16 protein-coding genes are annotated in these 23,067 nt (G+C 63.3%); 1 reads left to right on the top strand and 15 read right to left on the bottom strand.

Annotation, left to right across the window (positions count from 1 at the left end; translation table 11 throughout):
* Positions 1 to 3: 3 nt before the first annotated feature.
* The 13 genes from H7C18_RS32890 to H7C18_RS32830 all read right to left on the bottom strand — a co-directional run bounded on the left by H7C18_RS32890 (position 4) and on the right by H7C18_RS32830 (position 19,026).
* Positions 4 to 2,391, bottom strand: a complete 2,388-nt coding sequence (locus H7C18_RS32890) for a glycosyl hydrolase family 95 catalytic domain-containing protein (RefSeq protein ID WP_185133372.1) — start codon at positions 2,389 to 2,391, stop codon at positions 4 to 6.
* Entirely contained in the window at positions 2,388 to 3,272 is an 885-nt protein-coding gene (locus tag H7C18_RS32885; protein ID WP_238358124.1) for a sugar phosphate isomerase/epimerase family protein, read from the bottom strand. Before H7C18_RS32885 ends, H7C18_RS32890 begins: the two co-directional genes overlap by 4 nt.
* A 165-nt stretch (positions 3,273 to 3,437) precedes the next feature.
* Positions 3,438 to 4,742 (bottom strand): alpha-L-fucosidase, encoded by a 1,305-nt coding sequence (locus tag H7C18_RS32880; RefSeq protein WP_185133371.1) that lies wholly within the window; start codon positions 4,740 to 4,742, stop codon positions 3,438 to 3,440.
* Entirely contained in the window at positions 4,739 to 5,917 is a 1,179-nt protein-coding gene (locus H7C18_RS32875; RefSeq protein ID WP_185133370.1) for a mandelate racemase/muconate lactonizing enzyme family protein, read from the bottom strand. Before H7C18_RS32875 ends, H7C18_RS32880 begins: the two co-directional genes overlap by 4 nt.
* Entirely contained in the window at positions 5,914 to 7,371 is a 1,458-nt protein-coding gene (locus tag H7C18_RS32870) for an aldehyde dehydrogenase family protein (RefSeq protein WP_238358123.1), read from the bottom strand. The genes H7C18_RS32875 and H7C18_RS32870 overlap by 4 nt, the downstream gene beginning before the upstream one ends.
* 20 nt (positions 7,372 to 7,391) lie before the next feature.
* Positions 7,392 to 8,288, bottom strand: coding sequence for a dihydrodipicolinate synthase family protein (locus H7C18_RS32865; RefSeq protein ID WP_185133368.1), 897 nt, complete (start codon positions 8,286 to 8,288; stop codon positions 7,392 to 7,394).
* Between the two features lie 22 nt (positions 8,289 to 8,310).
* A complete protein-coding gene (locus tag H7C18_RS32860) occupies positions 8,311 to 9,087 on the bottom strand; it encodes an SDR family NAD(P)-dependent oxidoreductase (protein WP_185133367.1) in 777 nt (258 codons plus the stop codon).
* On the bottom strand, positions 9,084 to 10,178 hold the full coding sequence (locus H7C18_RS32855; RefSeq protein WP_185133366.1) for a Gfo/Idh/MocA family protein: 1,095 nt from the start codon (positions 10,176 to 10,178) through the stop codon (positions 9,084 to 9,086). The genes H7C18_RS32860 and H7C18_RS32855 overlap by 4 nt, the downstream gene beginning before the upstream one ends.
* Positions 10,179 to 10,578: 400 nt before the next feature.
* A complete protein-coding gene (locus H7C18_RS32850; RefSeq protein ID WP_238358122.1) occupies positions 10,579 to 13,863 on the bottom strand; it encodes a glycosyl hydrolase 2 galactose-binding domain-containing protein in 3,285 nt (1,094 codons plus the stop codon).
* An 83-nt stretch (positions 13,864 to 13,946) separates the two neighbouring features.
* Positions 13,947 to 15,557, bottom strand: coding sequence for an extracellular solute-binding protein (locus H7C18_RS32845; protein WP_185133364.1), 1,611 nt, complete (start codon positions 15,555 to 15,557; stop codon positions 13,947 to 13,949).
* Positions 15,558 to 15,682: 125 nt separating this feature from the next.
* A complete protein-coding gene (locus tag H7C18_RS32840) occupies positions 15,683 to 16,582 on the bottom strand; it encodes a carbohydrate ABC transporter permease (RefSeq protein WP_185133363.1) in 900 nt (299 codons plus the stop codon).
* 25 nt (positions 16,583 to 16,607) lie between these two features.
* Positions 16,608 to 17,600 (bottom strand): ABC transporter permease, encoded by a 993-nt coding sequence (locus H7C18_RS32835; protein WP_185133362.1) that lies wholly within the window; start codon positions 17,598 to 17,600, stop codon positions 16,608 to 16,610.
* Positions 17,601 to 18,459: 859 nt separating this feature from the next.
* On the bottom strand, positions 18,460 to 19,026 hold the full coding sequence (locus H7C18_RS32830) for a TetR/AcrR family transcriptional regulator (RefSeq protein ID WP_185133361.1): 567 nt from the start codon (positions 19,024 to 19,026) through the stop codon (positions 18,460 to 18,462).
* 143 nt (positions 19,027 to 19,169) lie between these two features.
* Between H7C18_RS32830 and H7C18_RS32825 the strand changes: the two genes are divergently transcribed.
* Entirely contained in the window at positions 19,170 to 20,534 is a 1,365-nt protein-coding gene (locus H7C18_RS32825; RefSeq protein WP_238358121.1) for an MFS transporter, read from the top strand.
* A gap of 2 nt (positions 20,535 to 20,536) precedes the next feature.
* Here the strand turns inward: H7C18_RS32825 and H7C18_RS32820 are convergent, their stop codons facing one another.
* Together H7C18_RS32820 and H7C18_RS32815 are read right to left on the bottom strand one after the other, a co-directional pair.
* Positions 20,537 to 22,867, bottom strand: a complete 2,331-nt coding sequence (locus H7C18_RS32820; RefSeq protein ID WP_185133360.1) for a helix-turn-helix domain-containing protein — start codon at positions 22,865 to 22,867, stop codon at positions 20,537 to 20,539.
* Positions 22,864 to 23,067 (bottom strand): hypothetical protein (locus H7C18_RS32815; RefSeq protein WP_185133359.1); only part of this gene is annotated, 204 nt, incomplete at its 5' end. The genes H7C18_RS32815 and H7C18_RS32820, both read right to left, overlap by 4 nt.

The raw sequence follows: 23,067 nt of genomic DNA, 5'->3' as shown, positions 1-23,067 counted from the left end.
CTGTCAGTCCCCCTCGGTTGATATCGTTCCTTCGCGGCTCCCGGCCGCTTCCGTCAGCACGGCGGTCTCCCCGGCGCGCAGCCGCAGCACGATGACCGCCTCCTCCGCGATCGCGGTCTCGCGTTCATCCCGGCGAATCTCCGCCGTCCGGCCGGCGAACGGGTTGGCCAGCCGCAGCGTCCCGTCCCGCTCGCCGAACACCGTAACCGATCGGACCGCCCCTCCGGCTTTGACGCCGGAGAGCAGAAATGCGCCCTCCGTACGGATGCCGGAGAACGACGCGTCCCGGAACCGCGGAGCGACGCCCGCGAAAACGCGAACCGTTCCGCGCACGCATTGCACGAACATTTCCAGCACAGCGGCGGCGGCGGCGATCGAGGCTTCGGCCTGCATCGTCTCCCCGCCGGTAAACTGGCAGAAGCCGTCATAGCTCGCGTTATGCCGGGTTGCGCCGCCCGGCATCATGAACGCGTCCTTGAGCAAGCGAAGCGTCAGGAGCGCCATATCCGGCCGGCCCAGCCGGTTGTGCAGAATGGACGCCCACGGCATCGACCAGCCCGCCCAGCGGCCCATGCCCTTGTCGACCCAGCTCCGGTACGAGTTCTCGATGAGCTCCCGCTGCCCGGGATCCTCTTGATCGAGCGTGTCGAACGGATAGATCCCGGCCAGGTGCGAATGATGGCGGTGGGATTCGGCCAGCGGCTGCCCCTCCCAGAGGCAGAGCTCCAACCCCGGCTTGCGGCCGAACTCCTGAAACTGGCGCGGACCTGCCGTATAGGGCGGCAGCCTCCGGCTGATGTCCCGCACGACGGCCGCGTATTCCGGATCCGGCCCGAATCGCTCCGTCAGCTCCGGCAGCTTTTCGCAGAGGAAGTGCACGTTGACGAGAAAAAACGTCGAATTGCGCCCGAGCGCCTCCGGCCCCGAGCCCCCGTATTCCGGCGAGACGGAGACCAGCAGCGCGTAAGCGTCGCCGTCCTCCTCCATCATGGCGCGAAACGTGTTGAGCGCTCCCCGCATGAACGGATACGCCTCGTCGCGGAGGTACCGCTCGTCGCCCGTATAACTCGCGTACTGCCACATCAGCTGCGCCACCCACGACGTGTTCGCCTGGTCGATCGTGCCGGTCCACATGCCGCCGACCGGGTCGCCGCGATCCGTGACGGAGTGGCCGAGCATGTAGCCGTCGGAGATGCCGGCGAACCGCCGGGCGTTCTCCGCCAGCTTCGGCTTCCAGCGGGCGATCATCGCAAGCAGCGGCTCCATGCTCTCCGGCAGGTTGGCGGCGCAGGCCGGCCAGAGACACTCCTGGACGTTGATGTTGAAGTGGTAATCGCTGCCCCAGGGAGGGTGGCGATATTCCTCCGCCCACGGCCCCTGCAGCGTCGGCGCGATGCGCCCCGGCATCGAATTGCCGAGCATGCGGTAAATGCCGAGGTAATACATCTCGGCGATGTCCGGGTCCGGCAGTTCGATGTCCGCCGCCTTGCGCCATAAACGCCGCCAATGGTCGCGCGTATCGGCTGCGGCCTCGCCGTAGTTTAGCGGCTTCAGCCGCTCCAGGTGCCGCTCCGCCGCCCGAATCGCCTCGTCCGCCGAACGGCCGAATTCGACCGCGATCCGGATGTTACAGCCGTTTGCCGTACCTATACAGGCGTCTTCGTTGTCCGCCCGGCTGCCAAGCTCAGCCGTGAAGAAGGCATCTCCGCCGTTTGCCAAGGCCGAAGCGCAGACGCCCCCGCCCGATCGCCCGGCCAGTACCGCGCACGCCGGGTCCTCCGGCAGCTCCTGCACCCAGCCGCTGACATCCGGGCGTTCGATCGGCCGATGAGGCGGAATGCCGAACAGGCCATTGTACGCCTTCACCTGCTCGAACTGGTCGGCGGGCCGGCAGCGGACCTCTTCGATGAGAATGGCGTTCGCCGAAATGAGAAGCACCGGCGCCTCGTGCGCGACGGTTAGACGGATCGTCTGCACCTCACCATTGACGAGGCATCGGATCGAAGCTTCGCCCTCCCGAAGATGAAGCGCGGCCGCTTCGATCCGAGCGCCGGCCGCAAGCGTCAAGTCGACGCGGCCCAACGCGAGCCGGGTCGGCCGCTTTTCCTTGCCGTTCAGAACGGTGGACGGGAACAGGCTGCGCGCTCCCTCAAAATCGCCGTTTTGAAGAAGTTCCTTCAAATTGGCGTAATTGCAGGCCTCGGTCCAGATCGTCCCGCCCCGGTGGTCCCAGTAATCCGCCCGGTTGATCGTCAGCCGGACCGTCCGCTCGTCGTCGAACCAGATCAACGCCCCCAACACGCCGTTGGACAGCGGCATGCCGTGATGGCAATGCTTCGTCTCCAGCGGCCATGCGATGTCGTATTTCGGCCGGATTTCCACCGCTTTCATCGGATCGCACGCTCTACAGGGACTTCGGCAACGCCCCCGATTTGCCGCCGGACGAACCTCAATGTCTCTTCGACCTCGTCTGGCTGCAGGTGCTCCAGAAGGAGCGGAGCGTCCGGCATATGGCGCACGAACGCGGACGCCGCCAGCTCCCATTTCATCGCGCCCGTTCCGGCCCGCGGCGTCTTGAAGCCCCGTTCGGCGTAAACGGCGTCTTTCGCGTGGGCGATCGGGCAATAGGGGGCAAGTCTGCGGAACAGATCGTCAAGCGCTTTCTGCTGCCGGTCCGGCTCCAGATCCTTTTCCGTCATATAGTTGAAAGGGTCCATCACCAAGCCGAGCCCCTCGGTTCCAAGCTCGCGCACGACCGCCTCCGCCCGCTCGGGCGTACTCAGCACGTTATAGACGAAACCTTCCAGCAGCAGAACCGCTCCGTGCCGCGCCGCCTTCACCCGCAGCCGTTCGGCGATCGAGAGCAGCGCCTTCCAGGCATCTTCCGAATCGTTATCTGGATGGGGACGCCACGAGTTGGCCGGATGAAGGCTCCCCGTCTCCGTCAGGACGTACGGCGTGCCGAACGCTTCGGCCAGCTCGATCATCCGCTCCAGCATCGCGACGTTCGCCTCCCGCTTGGCCGGATCCGGGTCTAGCAGGTTGACGTAGCCGGACAGGCCCGCCACCCGGACGCCCCGCTCCGCCAACGCTTCGCGAATCGCGCGCGCCCGCCGCTCCCCGAACGGCTCGCCCTCCATCAGCTCCGCCTGCCGCGGATCGACCTGCACGCACGTCAAGCCGTGCGCCTGCAGGGCCGCCGCCATCTCCCGGGCGGAGCGGCCGGCGTACACGTAACTCATCGCGCCCAGCTCGGGCAAAACTCGCTGCATGGTTTTCATCCTCTCTATATGAAATGAGGGACGAACGAGCGCTCGTCCACCGCCTTATCGGTAGTGCCGCCTTCGATTCCCGCTATATATTTGACACGCAAGCTCTTCTTCTCGTCCGAGCAGCAGCCCAGAGTTATTGCTTTTCGGCACTTATTCTGCCAATTCTCAACAAGCTCCCGGCTTCAAAAACAGCTCGACGACCGGAACGACGGCGTTCGGCTTTTTGACCGGCAGCTCCAGCGTGACCGTCTCCGCATCGCGGCCTTCGCTGAACGCTCCCTCCGCCATCGTGCTGCCTCTCGCCCCTTCCTTCCACCGAATCTCGGAAGCGTCGTTCAGCAGCTGCGCGTATTCGAGCCTGCCCGCCAGCCCCGGGAGGTGAACCTGCTTGTACGGCCAGCTGAACAGGTGCAGGTACAGCCGGTTCTTCTCCGGATTGTACGTGTACCGGCAGTCGGCCGGCGCCGTCACCCCGTCCGGCGCCGCCGTGCAGCCGTAGATGGAACGGCTGTGCCGCTTCATCCACCCGCCGATGCCGCGCAGCCGCTCGAGCGCCCGCTCGTCGAACTCGCCCCGGCCGGTCGGGCCGACGTTGAGCAGCAGGTTGCCGCCCTTGCTCACGCTCTCGATCAGCATTTTGACGAGCTGGTCGACGCTTTTCCACGATTCCTCGTCCCGGTAGTAGCCCCACGAACCGCTGAACGTATGGCACGCCTCCCAGACGACCGGCCGGCCGTTCACCCGCACCCATTCCTTCGGCACATACTGCTCCGGCGTCGTGATATCGCCCGGAATGCCCAGGCGGTCGTTGAGCAGCACGTTCGGCTGCAGCTCGCGGATGAGCCTCGCCAGCTTCTCGCTCTGCCAGTCGTCCTTGCCCTTGCCGGCGAACCCTTCCTCCGGGGGGATGGAGAAGTCGAAGAACATCACGTCGATGTCCCCGTATCCGGTCAACAGCTCTCTCGTCTGTCCGAGCATGTAGTCGGCATAGCGCTTGAAGTCGCGCTCCCGATCCCGCGCCGCATACTCCTTGTCGTAGCGCATCGGATGCTTGACGTCGACGGTGTAATGCGGGTGATGCCAATCCAGCAGCGAATAGTACAGGCCAGCCCGCAGTCCCCGCGACCGGAACGCATCAACCATCGGGCGGAGCAGATCGCGGCCTGCGGGCGTATTAGGCGCCTTGTATTCCGTCAGCTGCGAGTCCCACAGGCAGAAGCCCTCGTGATGCTTCGTCGTGACGACGAAATATTTCATGCCCGCGTCCGCCGCCGCCTGCGCCCACGCATCGGGATCGTACAGATCCGGATCGAACCGGCGAAAATATTTGTCGTACTGCTCGTTGCTCAGAAACTCCCGCGACCGCATCCACTCGTGCCGCGCGCCGAGCGAGTACAGCCCCCAATGAATGAAAAGTCCGAAGCGATCGTGCGTAAACCAATCGGCGCGCGCTCCTTGAGCCTCCGTCATGGCCGCTCCCCTCCCGTCGTTACGGTCCGGTCCTGCAAGTTCGCCACCTTCTGCGCGCCCCACGAGAAGCCCGGCACGCGCAGCCGCTCCACCTTGTCCCAGTCGATCTCCATGCCGATCCCCGGCAGGGCGGCGTCCGGGACGAGCAAATAGCCGTTCTCGTAGCGAACCGGTTCCGCCGTCACGTCGTCGACGTAGAGCTCGGGCCCGGTCGGGTCCGAAATGGCCGCCAGGTTCGTCAGCCCCGCGCCGAACAGCGCCTGCGCCGCCGTCCCGAGCGACAGCTCCTGCGTCGTGCCGATCAGCACGCCTTTGCCGGCCACTTCGGCGGCGGCCGCCGCCTTCCGCGCCGCGCCGAAGCCGCCGATGAAGATGAGCGCGATGTTGAAAATATCCGCGGAGTCCGCGCGAATCATCTCGTGCAGCTGGCGGAAGCTCCAGACGTGCTCGCTCACCGGAAGATCCACCGCCGTGCGGAACTGGCGCAAGCCTTCAAAATCGTTGCGCTCCGCCGGGCTCTCGATCAATTGCACGCCGTAGGGCATTAGGCGCTTGGCCGCGCGCAGCGCCGATTTCCAGTCGAGCAGGTGGCTGAAGTCGAGCGACTTGATCGTCACCCGGCTGCCGAACTCCCGCCGCACGGCGTCGAGGAACGCCTCGTCCGCCTCCGGGTTAACGCCGGCGTACAGCCGGAACGCGTCGAACCCTTGCGCGAAGCGGCGGCGAACGACGTCGACGTTGGCCTTCGCCTCTTCCGTCGTGCGCGAGCGGAAGATCGGGTAGCACACTTTGAGCTTGTCGCGCACCCGGCCGCCGAGCAGCTCGCTTACATTGACGCCGAGCGCCTTGCCCGCGAGGTCATGCAGCGCGATGTCGACGCCGCATCGGATAAACGTTCCCTTTTCGTAGTAATACATCGTCTCCGGGTACAGTTCTCCCAGCTCGCGGTTCAGGGCGATGAGATCGAACGGATTGCGCCCGGCCAGCTGCGCCTTCAGCGTCTCCTCCAAATCGCGGACGTCGATCGAATATTTCGGCAGATGCGAGAAATCGGACATTTCGCCGATGCCCGTCACGCCGTCGTCCGTCAAAATGCGCACGATCGCGTGCTGGCAGACGAAGCCGGTATGGCGCGGGATGCTGACGACGTCCAGCTTCACATCGGTAATTTTCATCGGTTAGCCTCCTGCTGGAGCGATATCGAGACGGTCTGAATATGGGTAAAAAAGTCCATCGCGGCCCGCCCCTGCTCGCGCGAATGCGAGCTGGACCGCTTCAGCCCGCCGAACGGCGCCTGGTACTCGACCCCCGCCGTCTCCGCGTTCACCTTGATCATGCCGGCCTCCACGCGATCCACGAACTTCATCGCATGCGCCAGGCTGTTCGTAAAAATCGCCGCGCTGAGGCCGTACTCCGTCTCGTTGGCCCAGCGGATCGCCTGGTCGAGATCGTCCGCTTCCATCACGGCCAGCACCGGCCCGAAGATTTCTTCCCGCGCCAGCGCCATGTCCGGCGTTACTCCGGCGAACAGCGCCGGCTCCACGTAATAGCCCTCGCCGGGCGGCGCCTCGGGGCTGCCGGCCAGCAGCTTCGCGCCTTCGCTCAGGCCGGTGCGAATGTGCTCCAATACGGACTGCTGCTGCGCGCTCGTGGCCGCCGGCCCGAAGTACGTGTCCGGCTCCAGGCCGTCGCCCGGCCGGATTGCCCTTATTCGTTCCAGCAGCAAGGCGGTGAAGCGCTCCGCGACCGGCTTCATGACGATCGCCTTGCTCGTGGCGGTGCATTTCTGTCCGGTGCTCTTCATCGCTCCGGAGACGACCAGATCGGCCGCTTTGGCGAGGTCCGCGTCCTCCATGACGATAACGGCGTTCTTGCCGCCCATCTCCAGCTGCGCTTTGATGCCGCGCTGCGCCGCCTTGACGGCGATCTCGCGGCCGACCGCGTTCGAGCCGGTGAAGCTGACGCCGCGGGTGCGCGGGTCCGCCAGCAGCGCGTCGCCGACGACGGCTCCCGAGCCGTGCACGAGATTGACGACGCCGCCGGGCAGCCCCGCGTCGGCCAGCGCTTCCACAATCGCGCAGGCGGTGAGCGACGCGTTGCTAGCCGGCTTCAGCACCGCCGTGTTGCCGTAGGCGAGCGCCGGGGCGAGCTTCCAGAGCGGAATCGCCACCGGAAAATTCCACGGCGTGACGAGCCCGACCGCGCCCAGCGGAATCCGTTTCGTATACAGCAGCGACTTCCCGTCCTGCGCGGGAATGACCTCGCCGCTCGCCCGCTCCCCTTCGCCGGCGTAATAGCGCAGGATGGCGGCTCCGCGCTGAACCTCGCCCCGCGATTCCGGCAGCGTCTTGCCCATCTCCTCCGTCATAGTCCGCGCGATCCGTTCGGCCCTCTGCTCCATCAGATCGGCCGCTTTTCGCAGGAACGCGCCCCGCTGCGCGCCCGGCAGCTCCTTCCAGGCCGGGAACGCCGTGTCCGCGGCCTCCAAAGCTCGGCGAACGTCGCCGGCCGTCGAGCGCGCGACGCGCCCGAGTTCGTGCCCGGGGCGAGCGGGATTGACGTTCACCGACCAGTCGTCGTTTTCCGATCCGACCCAAGCCCCTCCGATATAGTTCAAACCGCTGTCCATCGTCCGGCCACCTCCCGATTTCATGCTAACAAGCCCCAGCGCCTCAAAATGTCCCGCACCTGCGCCTTCTCCTCCGCCAGCAGCGGGGCGATCGGCGGGCGGACGACGCCGTTCGAGCGGCCCAGCTGCGCCATCGCTTCCTTGACGACGCTGACGTTGTTGCCGCTGCGGCGCGCTTCGCGCAGCTCCTCGAAGGGGCGAACATCCTCCCATATCGCCATTGCATCGCCGAAGCGGCCCTCCCTTAGCGCCTCCAGCATTCGTACGGACCGCCCGCCGTCGACGTTAACCAGGCCGGACGTGAACCCGACGGCCCCCGCCGCGAAAAAAAACGGCGCCCACTTCTCGGCCGTGCCGCAAATCCACGCGAACCGGTCGCCGATCAGCCGCACCGCCTTCGCGAAGGCGGGCAGATCGTTGACGGCGTACTTCACGGCAGCGATATTCGGCTCTGCGGCCGCCTCCCGCAGCGCCTCTGCCGTCGCCGACTCGCTGCGGACGTAAAGGACGAGCGGCAGCGAAACGGATCGAGCGACAGATCGATAGTAGGCGACCAAGCCGCGGTCCGTCATGAACGGATGCACCGGCTGGTGCACCATGACGCCGTCCGCGCCCTCCGCCTCGGCGTGCCGCGCCAGCTCGGCGGCCGTGCGCTCGTCGTAGCCGATGCCGGCCACCACCTTCGCCCGGCCCGCCGCATGCCGGACCGCGAACGAAACGACCGCTTTGGCCTCATCAAGCGTCAAGGCATAGAACTCGCCCGTATTGCCGCACGGATAGACCGTTTCCATGCCCGAGCGGATGAGGAAGTCGAGCGTCTCCCCGAACGCCTCGTAATCGATGCCGCCCCGTTCGTCGAACGGCGTGACCGGAATCGCGTTGATGCCGGCGACGGCCTGTTTGAACCGGTCGATCAAGTTCGTGCCCTCCTTATCGCAGCTAATCCGCCTTTTGAAAAGCCGACCTTCCTCCGTCCACGATCAGCGTCGTGCCGGAAATGTAGGACGCTTCGTCGGACGCCAGAAAAACGGCGGCCGCGGCCACGTCGTCCGGCGTGCCGAACCGGCCGAGCGGATGCGAAGCCAGCATCGCCGCCACCTTCCGCTCGCGGTCCGGGAACTGCCGCAGATGCGCTTCCGCCAGCGGCGTCTCGACGAAGCCCGGGCAGATGCTGTTCGCCCGGATGCCCTTCGCGCCGAAGTCGACGCAGATGCCCGCCGCCATTGCGATCATCCCGGCTTTGGACGAGTGATACGGAAAATGGTTGATCTGCGTCCGGAACGCGTGCGTGGAGGCGATGTTGACGACGCTCCCGCCGCCGCTCGCCATCATGAGCGGAATCGCGTATTTGCTGCAATACCACGCGCCGCGCAGATTAAGGTCCATGATCCGCTCCCAGTCTCCGTCGTCCGCCTCGACGACCGATCTGCCGCCGGACACCCCCGCGTTGTTGACGAGAATGTGCAGCGCGCCGAACCGCTCGCCCGCCGAGCGCATCAGCTCGGCCGCCTCCGCCTTCCGGCGCAGATCGGCGCGGCAGAACCACGCCGTGCCGCCGTTTGCCGCGATCTCCGCCTCCAGCTCCCGCCCGCCTTCGGCGATGTCGTTCGCGACGACGGCGGCACCCTCGGCCGCGAAGCGGAGCGCGATCGCCCGGCCGATGCCGGACGCCGCTCCGGTGACGACCGCCACCTTGCCGGCCAGCCGCCCCGTCATCCCGCCTCTCCCATCAGCTCGGCGCGTCCGACGACCCGGCCTTCCCGGCTGGACAGCACCATCGCCGTCGTCATCGCTACCGTTCGGTAGTTGTCCTCCGGCGTCACCGGCGGCTCCTCGCCCCGGTCGACGGCCGCGATGAAATCGCACATGGAGCCGGCAAAGCCGTCCGGGAACCAAGATCCTTTCAGCTGGATGTCGTGAACGACGGACGGGGACGAGGCGAGCGTTACGTACAGTTCTTTGTGGTTGCCCCACATGCTCCCCTTCGCGCCGTCGATCCACCACGTGTACGAATGGCCGCGGCTCGCCCGCACGATGTTGTTGAACTGCAGCGACGCCATAAGCGGGCTTCGTCCCCCAACCGGTCCAAACTCGACATTGGCCGAATAGACGAGCGGGTCGACCGCATTCTGGTCCGGCAGCTGCGCCGTCGTACAGTGAAGCCGCGTCCACTCCGCTTCCGGGCGGGCCGTTCGGGCGAAAAAGCGGCACAAATCGAGATAGTGAACGCCATGGTCGGCGATGTTGAAGTTCGGCACGTTCACCCACCACATGTCCGCCTGGTCCTGGAACGAACGCATGAGGTGCTGGATCCCGTACACCTCCCCGATCGTTTCCCGCTCCAGCAAGAGCTGCATCGCCCGATGCGCCGGCGCCCAGCGGGCTTGCTGGTTGACGCCGAGCCGGATGCCCGCGCTCGCCGCGGCGCCGCCAAGCTCCCGCGCTTCCGCCAAGGTCAGCGCCAGCGGCTTCTGGCACAATACCGGCCGCGGCGCTTGGGCAATCTGCCGCAGAACGGGCAGCCGCGCGGGCGGGTGAAGCGCCATATCGACGATGCGCACGTCCTCCCGCGCCAGCAGCTCGCCGACATCCGTCGTCCAGAACGGAATGCCGAACTTCTCGGCCGTCCGCCGCGCCGCCTCCGCGTTCACGTCGCAGCAGGCGACGACGGACAAGCCCATCTTGCGGTAAGCCGGCAGATGCGCCTGGTTCGCGATGCCCCCGCAGCCGATCAGGCCGATGCCGTACTTGGCCGCGTCCACCTCGGGGGATAGCCGCGGCAAATAATCTTCCGGGTTCAGCAGCATGGTGTCTCTCCTCCACTCGTTTGTTGAATTCTCACTTGCGGCCGCCGCTAACGAACCTGAGAGCTCTTATTTGGCGAAAAGAAGGGGGTTTTCATTTCTAACGAAAGGGAGCAACCTTATTGGCCCGAAATAGTCGGGAGCGCAGTAGAATCCAGCTAAATAAGGGCTCCTCGTTTCGTTACGATTTTCAAACCCGCGATTTTGCCCAAATAGCGCTGCTCAGTTTCGTTAGAATCCGGAACCCGATCGGGGCCCGCCAAGCCGCCCAGCCTCGCAGTCTCGCAGTCTCGCAGTCTCGCAGTCTCATGCTCATCTTGCTCTACTGCGCTTCTTACTCATCTTGCTCTCCCTGCTCTTCTTGCTCTTCTTGCCCCTCAGCTCATCTTGCTCCCCGTCTTCCTCAAGCTTCGACTCCAGAGAAGATCAAGGCTCGCATCAGGCGGTCCAGCGCCGGATTGCAACCGAGGCGGCCGTCGAGCAGCAGCCCGACGAACAACGCTTCGCCGCGTCCGTACGGCAGAGACGCTACGACCGGCAGTTGCCGCTTTCCGACCGGCCGCGGTTCGCCGCCATGCGCCGGCTTGGCGTACGTATACAGCAGCGGCGCCAGCTCGGCCCCGTCCGCGCTCCACCCTACGCCCGCAAGCGGGTCGATCCGGTCTTCCAGCCGGTTGTAGAAGAAGGAGAAATCCGTCTCGGCCGTATCCCGCAGCCGCGAGTCGGCAGCGTTTCGGGCCAAGAAGAACAGCCCTTTCGCCGGCTCCGGCCGCATGGTCGCGCCGCCGAACGCCCAAGCCTCGCCGCCGTCCTCTTCCTGCAAAAAGATGACGCACGCTCCCGCTTCCACGCGCTCCCGAACAAGCAGCTCGCACCGACGGAAGGCGGCAGCGGATGACACGACGATCGCGTCCCGTTCGCCAGAGCCGTCCTCCGGTACGGAGCGGCGGTGCGCCTCTGCCGACGGTTCAACGATCGCGTCCCAATCGGCGAATCGGTCCACGGGTACCAAGCGGCCAAGCGCCGCTGCCGTCGTACCAAGGACCGCTGCCCGTTCGGCGAAGCGATCCCCCGGCGTAAGCGGCGTTCCGGCAAGTCCGAGCGCTTCGACCGCCCGTCGTGCCGATTCGCCCAGGTAGACGACTCGTGCGGCTGCTTCCCGCATTCCTGCGTCCCCTTGGACCGGCGCTCCACGCGCCGCCTCTTTCCCCACAACCGCTTCGGTTGGAACGATCGCTTCCTTCCGATCCCGCGCGAACGCCTCCACGCGGAACCGCTCCGCATGGACGAGGCGCCCCGCTTCGTCCAGCAGATTGGCGTCGGCGAACAGCGTCTTGCGGTCCGATACAGGCGGAAGCTCCAGTACCGCCGTGCCTATATAGGCGGAGCTCGTGCCGCCTACCTCGCCTTCCGCAGCCCACGAACCGTAATCCGCCGTCTCATCCCGCAACGTCACGAGCACTTTGCCGCCTCGAAAACCGTCCGGCCGGTCGTTCAGCAGCCAGACCTCGACCATGATCCGCTCGCCCGAGTAGGCGGTCCACCTGTCGCCGCGCAGATAAACGCGCAGCGGTTCAAGCGCCTCCCGGTAGGCGAAATAGGCCGGCTTCGGCACGCGGTCGACGCCGACGAGCGCCTTCATCCAGCCTGACGGCCAAGCGTCGATGAGCAGGTGGACGGCGCTCTGCACGACGAGATCCGCCCGCAGCCGGAGCGCGTCGGTCATCCGCTTCGTCACCAGCGCCTGATACTGCTGGCTCGCCTCGATCCAATCGCGAATCCGGTTCCGCTCCGGATACCAGTCGCCGTGCAGCGCATACGTCTGCGAGTCGGCGATCGCATTCGGCATCCACTCCTCGTCGTCCGACGCGGGCAGCCACTCCCGGGGATACCGGTCCCGCATCAGTTCCAGGCGATCCAGCCCTTCCGAGCCGTATTCGCCGCAGCCGGTCTTCCACCCGGCTTTGAGCGGCGGCAGCTCGCCCTCGTACAGCCGTCCGAACGGGATCATGTGGTTCGTGTACCACATCGTGTAGCAGTGAAAATCCGACATCCCCTCGGCCGTCGGCGGATCGTAGTCGCCGTCGGCGTTCTTGACGACGCGATCCGGATTCTCGATGTAGATCGCCTTGCGGGCGGCGGCGAAGAACGCCTCCAGCTCGTCGCGGAACAAGTGCCGATGCCCCTTGTTCCGCTTGGCCGGGCGAGACGGCTCGTTGATGAGCGACACGAGCACGACGCTCGGGTGCCCGCGAACGAGACGCTCCATCTCCGCCGTCTGGCGCACCGCCTCGGCGAAGCGGCTGCGCCGGACGTAGCCGAATGCCGGCAGGTCGCACTGGTTCAGCATGCCGAGCCGGTCCAGGAAGTCGTAGATCTTCTCCTGCACCGGCCGCTGCGTCAGCCGATAGAAGTTCAAGTTCGCCAGCTTCGCGATCAGGATGTCGTCGATCAGCTGCGCATCGTCGCCCTTCATGACGCACTGCTGAAGATGGCCCATCTCGTTCGCCCCGCGCAGCACGATCGGCCTGCCGTTCAGAATCAGGCCGCCCTTGGGCTCGCTCTCTTCGTCCATGCGGAACGAGCGCATGCCGAAGACGCGATCCTTCGCGTCCAGCTGCCGGCCGTCCGGCGCGAACAGGCGAGCGCGCAGCCGGTACAGATGCGGGCGGTCCGGTTCCCAAAGCCGGAAGCCGGGAAATTCGATGCGGTAGCGGTAATTGTTCATGCCGGGCCCGGCATAAGCGATCGGAAAACGAATGTCCGCAAGGCCCGGCCCCTCGAAATTGTCGGCGTACACGTCGAGCCGCAGCTCCGCGTTCTCGATCAGGCCGTCGGCGGCGTTAACCGCGTCGATCCACGCCTCGAAACCGCCGGCCTCCGGCTGCGGCCGGACGAATACGTCGTCCGCGAACAGTTCCGCCCGCTCTTCCACATAGACGTCGTTGTAGATGCCCGCTCCCGGCGGGCAATGATGCCAGCCGTGCACCGGCTCGTCCCAGCCGGGTCCGGTGGCCGCATACATCTTGTCCCCGTCCAGCCGCGTTCCGGCGACGCCCATCATCGGGTAATCGTTCCGCACTTCCACGACGAGCGCGTTGTCTTGCTGCAGCGCTTCGGTGACGTCGAATTCGAACGGCGCGAAGAACCCTTCGTGCGAGCCTGCGCACCGCCCGTTCACGTAAACGGCGGCATGGTAGTCGACGCCTTTGAACACCAGGTAGACGCGCCGGCCCTCCGCCGGCCGCGGCCAGCGGAAGCGCGTCCGGTAATAACCGGTCCAGCGCCCCCGTTCCTTGGTCGGGCCGCGGAAGTCGGGCACCGTCACGCGCTCCCATTCCCCTTCGCCCGCCAGCACGCCGGCGAAATTCCGGTCCGCCTCGGCGCGGTAGCGGAAGTCGAATTCGCGGATGTCCAGCCGCCGGCGGACCGGTTCCTTCGCAGGGGACAGCTGCCGCAGATAAGGCCGGTACGCTTCCCGCAGCCGCTCAAGCTCTTGCCGGAACCGGCCAAGCTGCGTCTCGTAATCCGGCTCTTCCGGTTGTACCGCCGCTGCGCTACCGGGAGCGAGCAGCCTTTTCCCGAAGGCCGGCGTCGCCGAAGCAACCAGCCCTTCCTTGGCGATCGGATGCTCGCGCAGCGCGATCTCGGCGAACGGGTCCGCCGCCTTCCCTTCCCGCTCGTTCAACGAATGGCCGCCTCCCTTCTCTGTCCGCGCGATCCGGGCATCCCCCGCTTGCGGACGGATGCCCGGCTTTCCCGACGCGGCATTTACGGCATCGCTTTTTGATAGATGGCCATCGCCTTGTCGAGACCGACCTTGTTCAGGTCGGACAAGTAACCCTGCCATACCTTGTCGTCGTTCACGTCGACGACGCCCATGATCGCCTTCGTCGCGAATTGATACACTTCGTTCCAGACGCCGGTCATAACGGTATTGACCGTATCCGTATCCTCGTCGGACATCGGCGCGTTCTCCGCCAGCACGGTATCGATCGCCTTGAAGATCGGGGCCGCTTCCTGGTCGATCGCATACGTCGGGTCCGTCTTGAGGGCGTCGTCGTTTTTCGTGATGTAATAGTCGAAGCCGTACTGTTCAAGCACTTTTTTCCGATCCAGATCGTCCTTGTAGACCGGCAGGCCGTCCTTCATCTCGTACGTCAGCCCTTCCACGCCCATCTGGTTGAACAGCGTACCTTCCGGCGTCGAAGCCCAGTCGATGTACTTCAGCAGGCGGTCCAGCTTATCCGGCTGGTCGGCCAGCTTGTTGCTGAAAATCGACCCATAGAGGGCGAAGTCCGGGCCTTTGAACATGAGCGGATTTTTGCCGATCCCGGCATCGGAGACGAACCCTTTGGCATAATCCCAGTCGGCGCCCTCGTTCTGCTTCTCGAGGCTGACGATCTGGCTCACCCATTGAAAATCGAGGGCGTCTTTGCCGTTCTGACGGTTCTGGTTGAACTGGTCTTCCGTCGACGTCGCGAAGTCTTTCTGGACGAGGCCCGCTTTGTACAGCTTCGCGAGGTATTCCAGCATTGCCCGCTGTTTGTCCGTAGCCGGAGCGAAAACGAGCTTGTTGTCATAGTCCGGATCGTGCCAGAAGCTGGTCCAGCCGGTCGAACCGCTGAAATCCGGCGGAACGCGGAACGTGTTGGAGAAGCTGATCAGCAAGTTTTTGACGCCGGTATTGCCCGACCCGCCGCGCACGCCGATGCCGATAAAGTTCGGATCCGCCGCCTTCAGCTTCTGCAGCGCGTCCGTCAGCTCGTCCGTCGTCTTCGGGAACTCCGCAATGCCCGCTTTATCGAACAAGTCCTTGCGGTACAGCCACGTCTGCGGATCGTACGTCGTCGTGATGAACGGGAGCATATATACCTTGCCGTTCACGCTGGTGAAGTCCTGAAGCATTTTCCACTGGTCGTCGGTATACAGCTTGCGGTAGTTCGGCAGCTTGTCGAAGTAGTCGCCGATCGGCAGCAGGTAGCCGGCGGCCGCCCATTTGCGCACCGCGTTCCACTGGTTCATGTTCGGAATGAAGTCCGGGTAGTCGCCGGACGCGAACATGACGTTGTATTTGTCCATGCCCGCCGACAGCGGGATCGCCTGGTAGTCCCACTTCATGTTGAATTTCTCTTGGGTACGCTTCGTGTACTCGTTCGGCACCGAATTCGGCGCGTACTTCGTCTGGCTGACGACCTTCAGGCTGATCGTCTTCTCCGCGTCCGGCGACGCGCTCGAGGATGCCGCCGCGCTCCCGCTCGGACTGCTCCCTCCGTTCCCGGACGCGCTTCCATTCGATTTCGCGCCGCCGCTGCACGCCGACAGAACCGCGGCCACGGCCAGGCCGGCGGCGCCGGCGGTCATCCATTTGCTGTTTCTCATCTCTTTCGTTCGCCTCTCTTCCCCGGATTCGTTTGGTGAAGCCGTTCGACTACCCTTTTCGTTCGAATCTCCCAGATGCGGAACGATCACGAAGCCATGGCACCCCTCCTCTCGATGGGCCGCGGTTACCCTTTCAAAGAACCGATCATGATGCCTTTGACGAAATATTTCTGGATAAACGGATACACGACGACCATCGGCACGATAGAGATGACGAGGGTGGCGTACTGGACGCTCTGGGGCGTGATGCTGGACTGCAGATCGCGGGCAAGCTCCGCATTGCCCTGGGAGGCGAGCTGGTCGGCCAGCGAGTTCTGCAGCACGATGTCGCGCAGGATGAGCTGCAGCGGATATTTGCTGAAATCGTTGAGGTACATAAGCGCCGGAAAAAACGCGTTCCAATACGAAACCGCGTAAAACAAGCCGATCGTCGCCACCGAAGCCATCGACAGCGGCAGCACGACCCGGATCAGCGTACCGAAGTCGTTGCAGCCGTCGCACTTGGCCGCTTCCTCCAGCTCTTGCGGAAACGTCCGAAAGAACGAGATCATGATGATAAGCCACCAGGGGCTGATCAGGTACGGCACGATGAGCGACGCATACGAATTGATCATGCCGAGCGATTTGACGACCAGGAACAGCGGGATCATGCCTCCGCCGAAAAACATCGGAATGACGATGTATGTCATGAAAAAGCCGCGGAACAGCAAATCCTTTTTCGACAGCGCATACGCGACGAGCGTCGTAATGATCACGTTCAGAACCGTTCCCGCGGCGGTGATGCAGATCGAATTGAGGAAGGAACGGGGAATGTGGACGTCCTCGAACAGAATGGTCCGGTACGCGCTCAGATTGAAGCCGCTCGGCAGCAGGGACGCCTTCCCTTCGGCGATGCTCTGCGGATCGCTGAACGAGACGGCCACGATATGAAGCACGGGAAACAGCGTTACGATGATGACCAGCACCATCACGACATGAACGACCGTATCCAGCGCCCGCGAACCGAACGTCGTGTCTTTTACCATGGTTTGTCGCTCCTTTCCGGCCCGCTTACCACAGGCTCTCTCCCGACAGCTTCCGGGCCAGGCGGTTGGAAGCGACGAGGAAGATGACGTTGATGACCGAATTGAACAGGTCGACGGCGGCCCCGAAGCTGAAATCCATGTTGACGAGGCCTTGCCGGTAAACATAAGTCGAGAAGACGTCCGCCGTGTCGTAGGTGAGCGGCGAGTACATGAGCAGTACTTTCTCGGCGCCGACGTGCAGCACCCCGGACAAGCTCAGGATGAGCGTGATGACGATGACCGGCTTGATCGCGGGAAGCGTGATGTGCCAGATCTGCCGCAGCCGGGAAGCCCCGTCGAGCACGGCCGATTCGTACTGCTCCGCGTCCACCTTCGACAGCGCGGCTAAGTAGATGACGGCGCCCATGCCGAGGTCCTTCCAGATGCCGGAGCCGACGAACAGCGTCCGGAACCATTGCGGCAGGCCGAAGAAGTAAATCTGCTCCAACCCGAGCTTCGTAAGGAGCAGGTTGACCGCCCCGGTGTCGGGCGCCAGCATCAGCTTCATGATGCCGACGATCGCGACGACCGACAGGAAGTACGGCAGGTAGCTGACCGTTTGCACGAAGCTTTTGTAATGCCGGTTGCGGAGCTCGTTAAGCAGCAGCGCGAACAGGATGGGCGCCGGAAAGCCGAACACGATCGAATACAGGCCGAGCAGGAACGTATTCCGCAGCAATTGGAGGAAGTACGGTCCGTTCACGAAGTCGGCGAAGTGGTCCAGTCCGAGCCGCCCCGCCCAAGGCGCGGTCAGGATGCTCGTCAGGAAGTTCTGGCCCGCCTGCAGATGGAAGTCCTTGAAGGCGACCAAAATTCCGTACATCGGCAAATAGGAGAAAATCAAAAAGTAGAGCACGCCCGGAAGGAGCAGGAGAAGGAGCGTCTTCTGTCTCTTCGCCTTGCGCCATAGGCCTTCGCCCGACCTCGTCCGGGCGGTCCGGGCGGCCGCGGCGACGGTTGTGTTGCTGCCGATACTCATAGGTTTGCGATCACCAGCCCTTGCCTCGGGATTTTTGGAAACGCTTCACGCCCCCTACGTTAGCGGAACCGCTTTCCGACCGTAAAGGAACAGTTCATCAGAGGCCACGCACTTCCCCGCGGAAAAGCCGCCGAACCCGGGCGCGCCAATGGATCGGCGATTTGCCGCCGCCGCTCTTTCGACTGCCGTCCGGCGACGGGAAGGAACAATCGTTCAGCACCGCCCATTTCTTTTGGAAGCGCTTTAACATGCTTTATAGGTGATTTTGTCCGATTCTATAGGGGAATCCTGGCTCTGGGCCCAAGGCGGGTGGAATGAAACCGGTCTCTCCCGAGCGAGAGGGATTTCGAAGCAAGAGGAGGAAACGAAGGAACGAAGCGACCGTAACCATCACGGTACTCAGCGAGAAAAGATCCGTTTGGGAAGAGGTTCGCTTCCCTCAACCCAAAAGTCGAAACTGATACCTTCATTATTAACAAAATAGCCCCAAGTGGGGCTTGCTTCGAGGCTTTCTTAGGTACTTTGCGGGGCCATGGAAGAACACGAAGATGCTGGCCGTATCCGTATCGGGCAGCGGGCTGAACGCATAACGGAGAGTCGGCCTGCTAAAGGCCACGTTAGCCGATTTTTCGGCTACCGACATCCGTTTGGTCTGCCCCGACGCCCCGTTAGCCGATTTTTTCGGCTATCGCTATCCATTTGGTCTGCCTAGAGGCCGCGTTAGCCGATTTTTTCGGCTATCGGCATCCATTCAGCCCGCCATGGGACTGTAATAGCCTCTTGGGAAGCTTTTATACTTTCTTTATTACAAATAAAACGCCCCTCGCGGGGCGCAGCCGACTTCCTGAGGCTCGGCCGATCAACCTTCGCACAAGGAGATGAAGTCGGCGATCATGTTCTGAAAACTTTCTTCGGTCGTAACTTCCCGCTCCGCCTGCAAAAAACCGAGCATCTGGAGGGAGATAAAGCCGTGAATCGCGCTTCGGAGGAACCGGCTTCTGTTAATCAGGGCAGTCCGGTCGAGCTCGAAGCTCTCCAGAATCTGTTTGAGCATCGTTCCGTGAATGGAGGATTCCTCGATCAGCGGCTCATTGTTTGTTCTGGGGATGGAATTTAGCAGCTCGTAAGATCCGCGGTAGGTCAGCGCCAGTTTCCGATAAGCGGTCGCATAGACAGTAACGGCCGCCCCCTTCGTCTTGCCGATCAGGGATCGGCCGACCTCTTCGTTCAGAAGCCCGAACAGCCGTGCGGCCATATCGGCGCGCAATTCCTCCACGTTAGGGTAGTGATTATATAAAGAGGGATATTTGATCCCCAGTTTTTCCGCAAGCTTGGGAAATGTCAGTTCCCGGACGCCGATCTCGTTGGCCAGCTCCAAGGCGGCGTTCACGATTTTCTCCTTGGTCAAATTCCGTTTTTGAGTCATAGCCGCACCTCTCATAAATTTCTACAAATAGCTTATCACTATATAAAATAGTTTACAATTCGGCTGGCGAGGTGTATCATTAGGGTCGGTTAAACTATAAAAAATAGTTTAATACTATTTATCTAGTGGAAAGAAGAATGCTTATGGCGAAGGACGGATTTAACCGCAAATTGATCGCGCCCATGGTACTCGGTTCGATCCTCAATCCGATCAATTCCTCCATCATCTCGATCGCGCTCATTCCGATCGGCGCCGCATTTCACGCCTTGCCCTCCCAGACCGCCTGGCTCGTCTCCGCGCTATACCTGGCCACCGCCATCGGGCAGCCCGTGGTCGGGAAGCTGATCGATCTGTACGGCCCGAGATTGCTGTTCCTGATCGCCACTTCCATGGTGGGGCTGTCCGGAGTGCTCGCCGTGTTCGCTCCGAATCTCTGGTGGATGGTGGGCGCGCGGGTTCTTCTCGGCTTCGGAACGTGCGCCGGCTATCCCGCGTCCATGTACCTGATCCGCAGGGAAGCCGAGCGAACGGGCCAGGAAAGCCCGGCCGGGGTCCTGACCGTCTTGGCGGTCGCCAATCAGACCGTCGCGGTGATCGGGCCGACGCTGGGCGGGCTGCTCATCGAATGGGGCGGCTGGCAGAGTTCTTTCTTGATCAATATTCCCTTGTCCGTCGCCTGTATCGTCCTTGGGTCCTTGCGCTTCCCCAAAGCTCGGCGCCGGGACCGCGGCGAAAGGACGCCGTCCCTCGATTTTGCGGGAATGGTCTATTTCGCGGTCACGCTGCTGGCAGCCTTGCTTTTCTTGATGAATCCCCATCTCCGTACGCTTTATTTCGTAGGCGTTGCCGTCGTGTTCGGCGCGCTGTTCGTTCGGAGGGAGCTGCAGACCCGGCAGCCATTTATCGATGTTCGGGTCCTGGGCGGCAATGCCCCTTTGCTCCTGACGTACGCCCGGAACTTGCTTGCGGCGGTCGTGACGTACAGCTTCCTTTACGGCTTTACGCAATGGCTGGAAGAAGGCCGGGGCTTGTCTCCCTCCGCCTCGGGACTTCTGCTGCTGCCGATGTTCGGGGCGGGGCTCGCCGTCTCCGGCGCGACGGGCAAAAATCCGGCGGTCCGCTCCAAGCTGGCGGTCGGCAGTCTGGTTCTGCTTGCGGTGACCGTGCTGCTGCTTGCGACCAAGGACGACAGTCCGATCTATCTGCTGGTCGGAATCGGGATTCTCATGGGCGTTCCTCAGGGATTGCTCAACCTGGCGAACCAGAACGCGCTCTATCATCAAGCGCTGCCGGAACAGATCGGGGCTTCGTCCGGACTGCTCCGTACCTTTGCTTATATGGGGGCGATGCTGGCCTCCGCCGCCAACGGCTTGTTTCTCCAAACAGGCGCGACGACGGCGGGCTTGCACCGTTTGGCTTGGTTCTGCATCGTCGTGGGGGCGATTCTCCTCGGATTGACGCTTCCGGATCGCTCGCTCGGGAAGATCGGCAAGAAGGCCCAAGCTTGATTTTACGCTTTGAGCGAATCGCGGTATGAGGTCGGTTGAACACCCATCACCCGTTTGAACGCCCGCCGGAACGTCTTGTCGCTGTTGTAGCCGACCTCGAGCGCGATATCGTTTACGTTCTTGCCCGTCTCCTTGAGCAGGACGCATGCCTGATCCATCCGCAGCTTCTCGACGTAGTCGGAAAAGTTGTCGCCGGCATGCTCCTTGAACAGCATCGAGAGAAAACTCTCGGACAGCTTGAATTCCGCCGCCAGCGACGCGAGGCTGAGGTTCGGATCGGCGAACCGGGCATGCACCCGCTCCAGGACGGCCTGCGCCGTCTTCTTGTTGGACTTCTGCTTCTTGCCTTGGTCCATCTGACCGCACACCGCCCGCAGCGCTTCCTCCAGCGCTTCCCAGCCCGGCTCGCTCTCCGCCGGGTCGAGCCCGGAGAGCCGGTCGCTCAGCTCTCCGTTCCCTTTGGCGAACTCCACCTGCTCCAGAAGCTTGCGGAGCGTGCCGTGCACCTCCGTGAGCAGCTGTTTCTTCGTCGCCGCTCCAAGCTGGCGCCGGTTCCAATTCTCCTCCTGGATCAGCCGCAGCAGCGAATCCAAGCTGTCCGGGTCCCCGCTCTTCACCGTGTTCATCAGCTTCAGTTCCAATTCGAGCGGATAGTAATAATAACCGGAATCCTGCGGCAAATCTTCGTACCAGATGGCGCGGCGCGGATCGCCCGGCACGTAGTAGTCCAGCGCCTGCCGCGCTTCGTCGCGGGAACGGTGAAGGCCGGTCAGCCGCTCCTCCAGCCTTCCGACGCCGACGGCCAGCCGCATTCCGTCCGCCTCCGTCCCGGCGTCGTCCGGCTGCTCCTCCCACCGGCGCCGCAGCTCTTCCCGCTGCCGCTCGGCGTCCGCGCCGTCGCCGCCCAGCGTGACGATCACGTCGGCCCGGCTGCCGTTCATGCAAACGACGTAATCGGCGCCTTCCATCCGGGCGCGAATCTGCCGCAGCACGAACTCCTGCACCGCCGGATCCGCGGAATAGTCGCCGTACGGAATGCCTTCCTTGTACGCCGCCATTGCGATCGCGAAGCACCGGTCGCCGCGCAGCTCGATCCGCGCCTGGCTCATGGCGGCGCGAATCTGCTCCTCCGTCCGGTAGCTTCCCTGCAGCATCTTCTCCAGCACGGACAGCTGCAGCATCGGGAGCTGCTGCTCCATGCGCCGGTTCAACATCCGGTTATGATCGATAATATCCGTCACGGCGTTCTGGAGGATGCGGTAGACGTTGACTCGTTTCCCGTTCTCCCGCTCTCCCTTGGCGAAATCCGCCACCGACTCCATCAGCTCCGAGATCGGCTTGCTGTTCCGATAAGCGAACAGCAGGGCGGCGATCCCTCCGAGCACCAGCGTAACGAGCGCGATGACGATGATCGCGCGCCTCATATACTCCGCTTTGGCCAGCACCTCGTTGGACGGAAGCGCGGCGATGTACGTCCATCCGTTCTGATCGGAGCGCGAATACGAGACGAGCATCGATCGGCCGTCGACCGTCTGGAAGAACGTGCCCGATAACTCGTCCGTCCGCGGAAGCCGGATTTGCGCCTCCTCGGGCGAAGTGGCGGCGATGATCCGATCGTGGGGATCGCGGATATACGCGAACCCTCCGTTCTTGACGACCAGCCGCTCGAACAGGCCGGTAATGTCCCTCTGATCGATAAAGACGACGATCGATCCCTGCACCTTGCCCTGGAAGCCGTTCGGCAGCGGGCTGACGTAGGCGATGAGCTTATAGGTCTGCGACCCGATCGTCGCTTCGTTCACGTTGTAATATTGCTTCTGGTTGCTGCGCTGCGAGACGTCGTCGACCCATTCGCCAAACGGGCGGCCGTCGATTCGGATCGTGTCGTCCGACAGATCGAACGTCGTCTTGGACGTGACGACCGTACCGCTGTTGCCGAACGTCAGGAAGATGTCGAAGAAGTATTTGTTCGTGAAAATGTAGCGGTTCAAGCTGTTGCGAAGCAAGGAGTAGCTGTAAATTTGGTTCGGCGTCGGCGGAGAGTTCGTGTTCTGAAGCTGGCCCAGCACGTCGTTGTCGACGGAGATGGCCGACACGACGTCGCTTACCTCCAGGAACAGCCGGTCCACCGTCTCTTGGCTCATGCGGAGAATTTGCAGGTTCAGCTCGGCGGCATCGTCGACCAGAACGCGCTCCGTCTTATAATATTGGTTGGACCCGATAATAATCGGAATGAACAGGATGACCAAATAAGAGACCGCATACTTGAGAAAAACCGACTGCTTCCGCCCCCGCCCCCTCCGACTCTCGACCGTCCCCTTTGTCCCCCTCAAGACCCCTGCTCGCCCCAATATTGGCGGTAGATGGCCAGTACGTCCTGCAGCCCGGCCTGGTCGAGCGATTGCAAATAGCGGTTCCACTCCTCGTCGTCCCCCGCGTTCGCCAGCCCCATAACCGCCCGGGTCGCGAACCGGTATACGGCCTCGTTCACGCGGTCCATCGCCGTCGTGACGGTGTTCCACTCTTCCTCGGT

Origin of the sequence: Cohnella zeiphila (genome assembly GCF_014212055.1) — a bacterium.
Classification (GTDB): domain Bacteria; phylum Bacillota; class Bacilli; order Paenibacillales; family Paenibacillaceae; genus Cohnella; species Cohnella zeiphila.
This window is presented reverse-complemented; position numbering and strand designations above follow the sequence as displayed.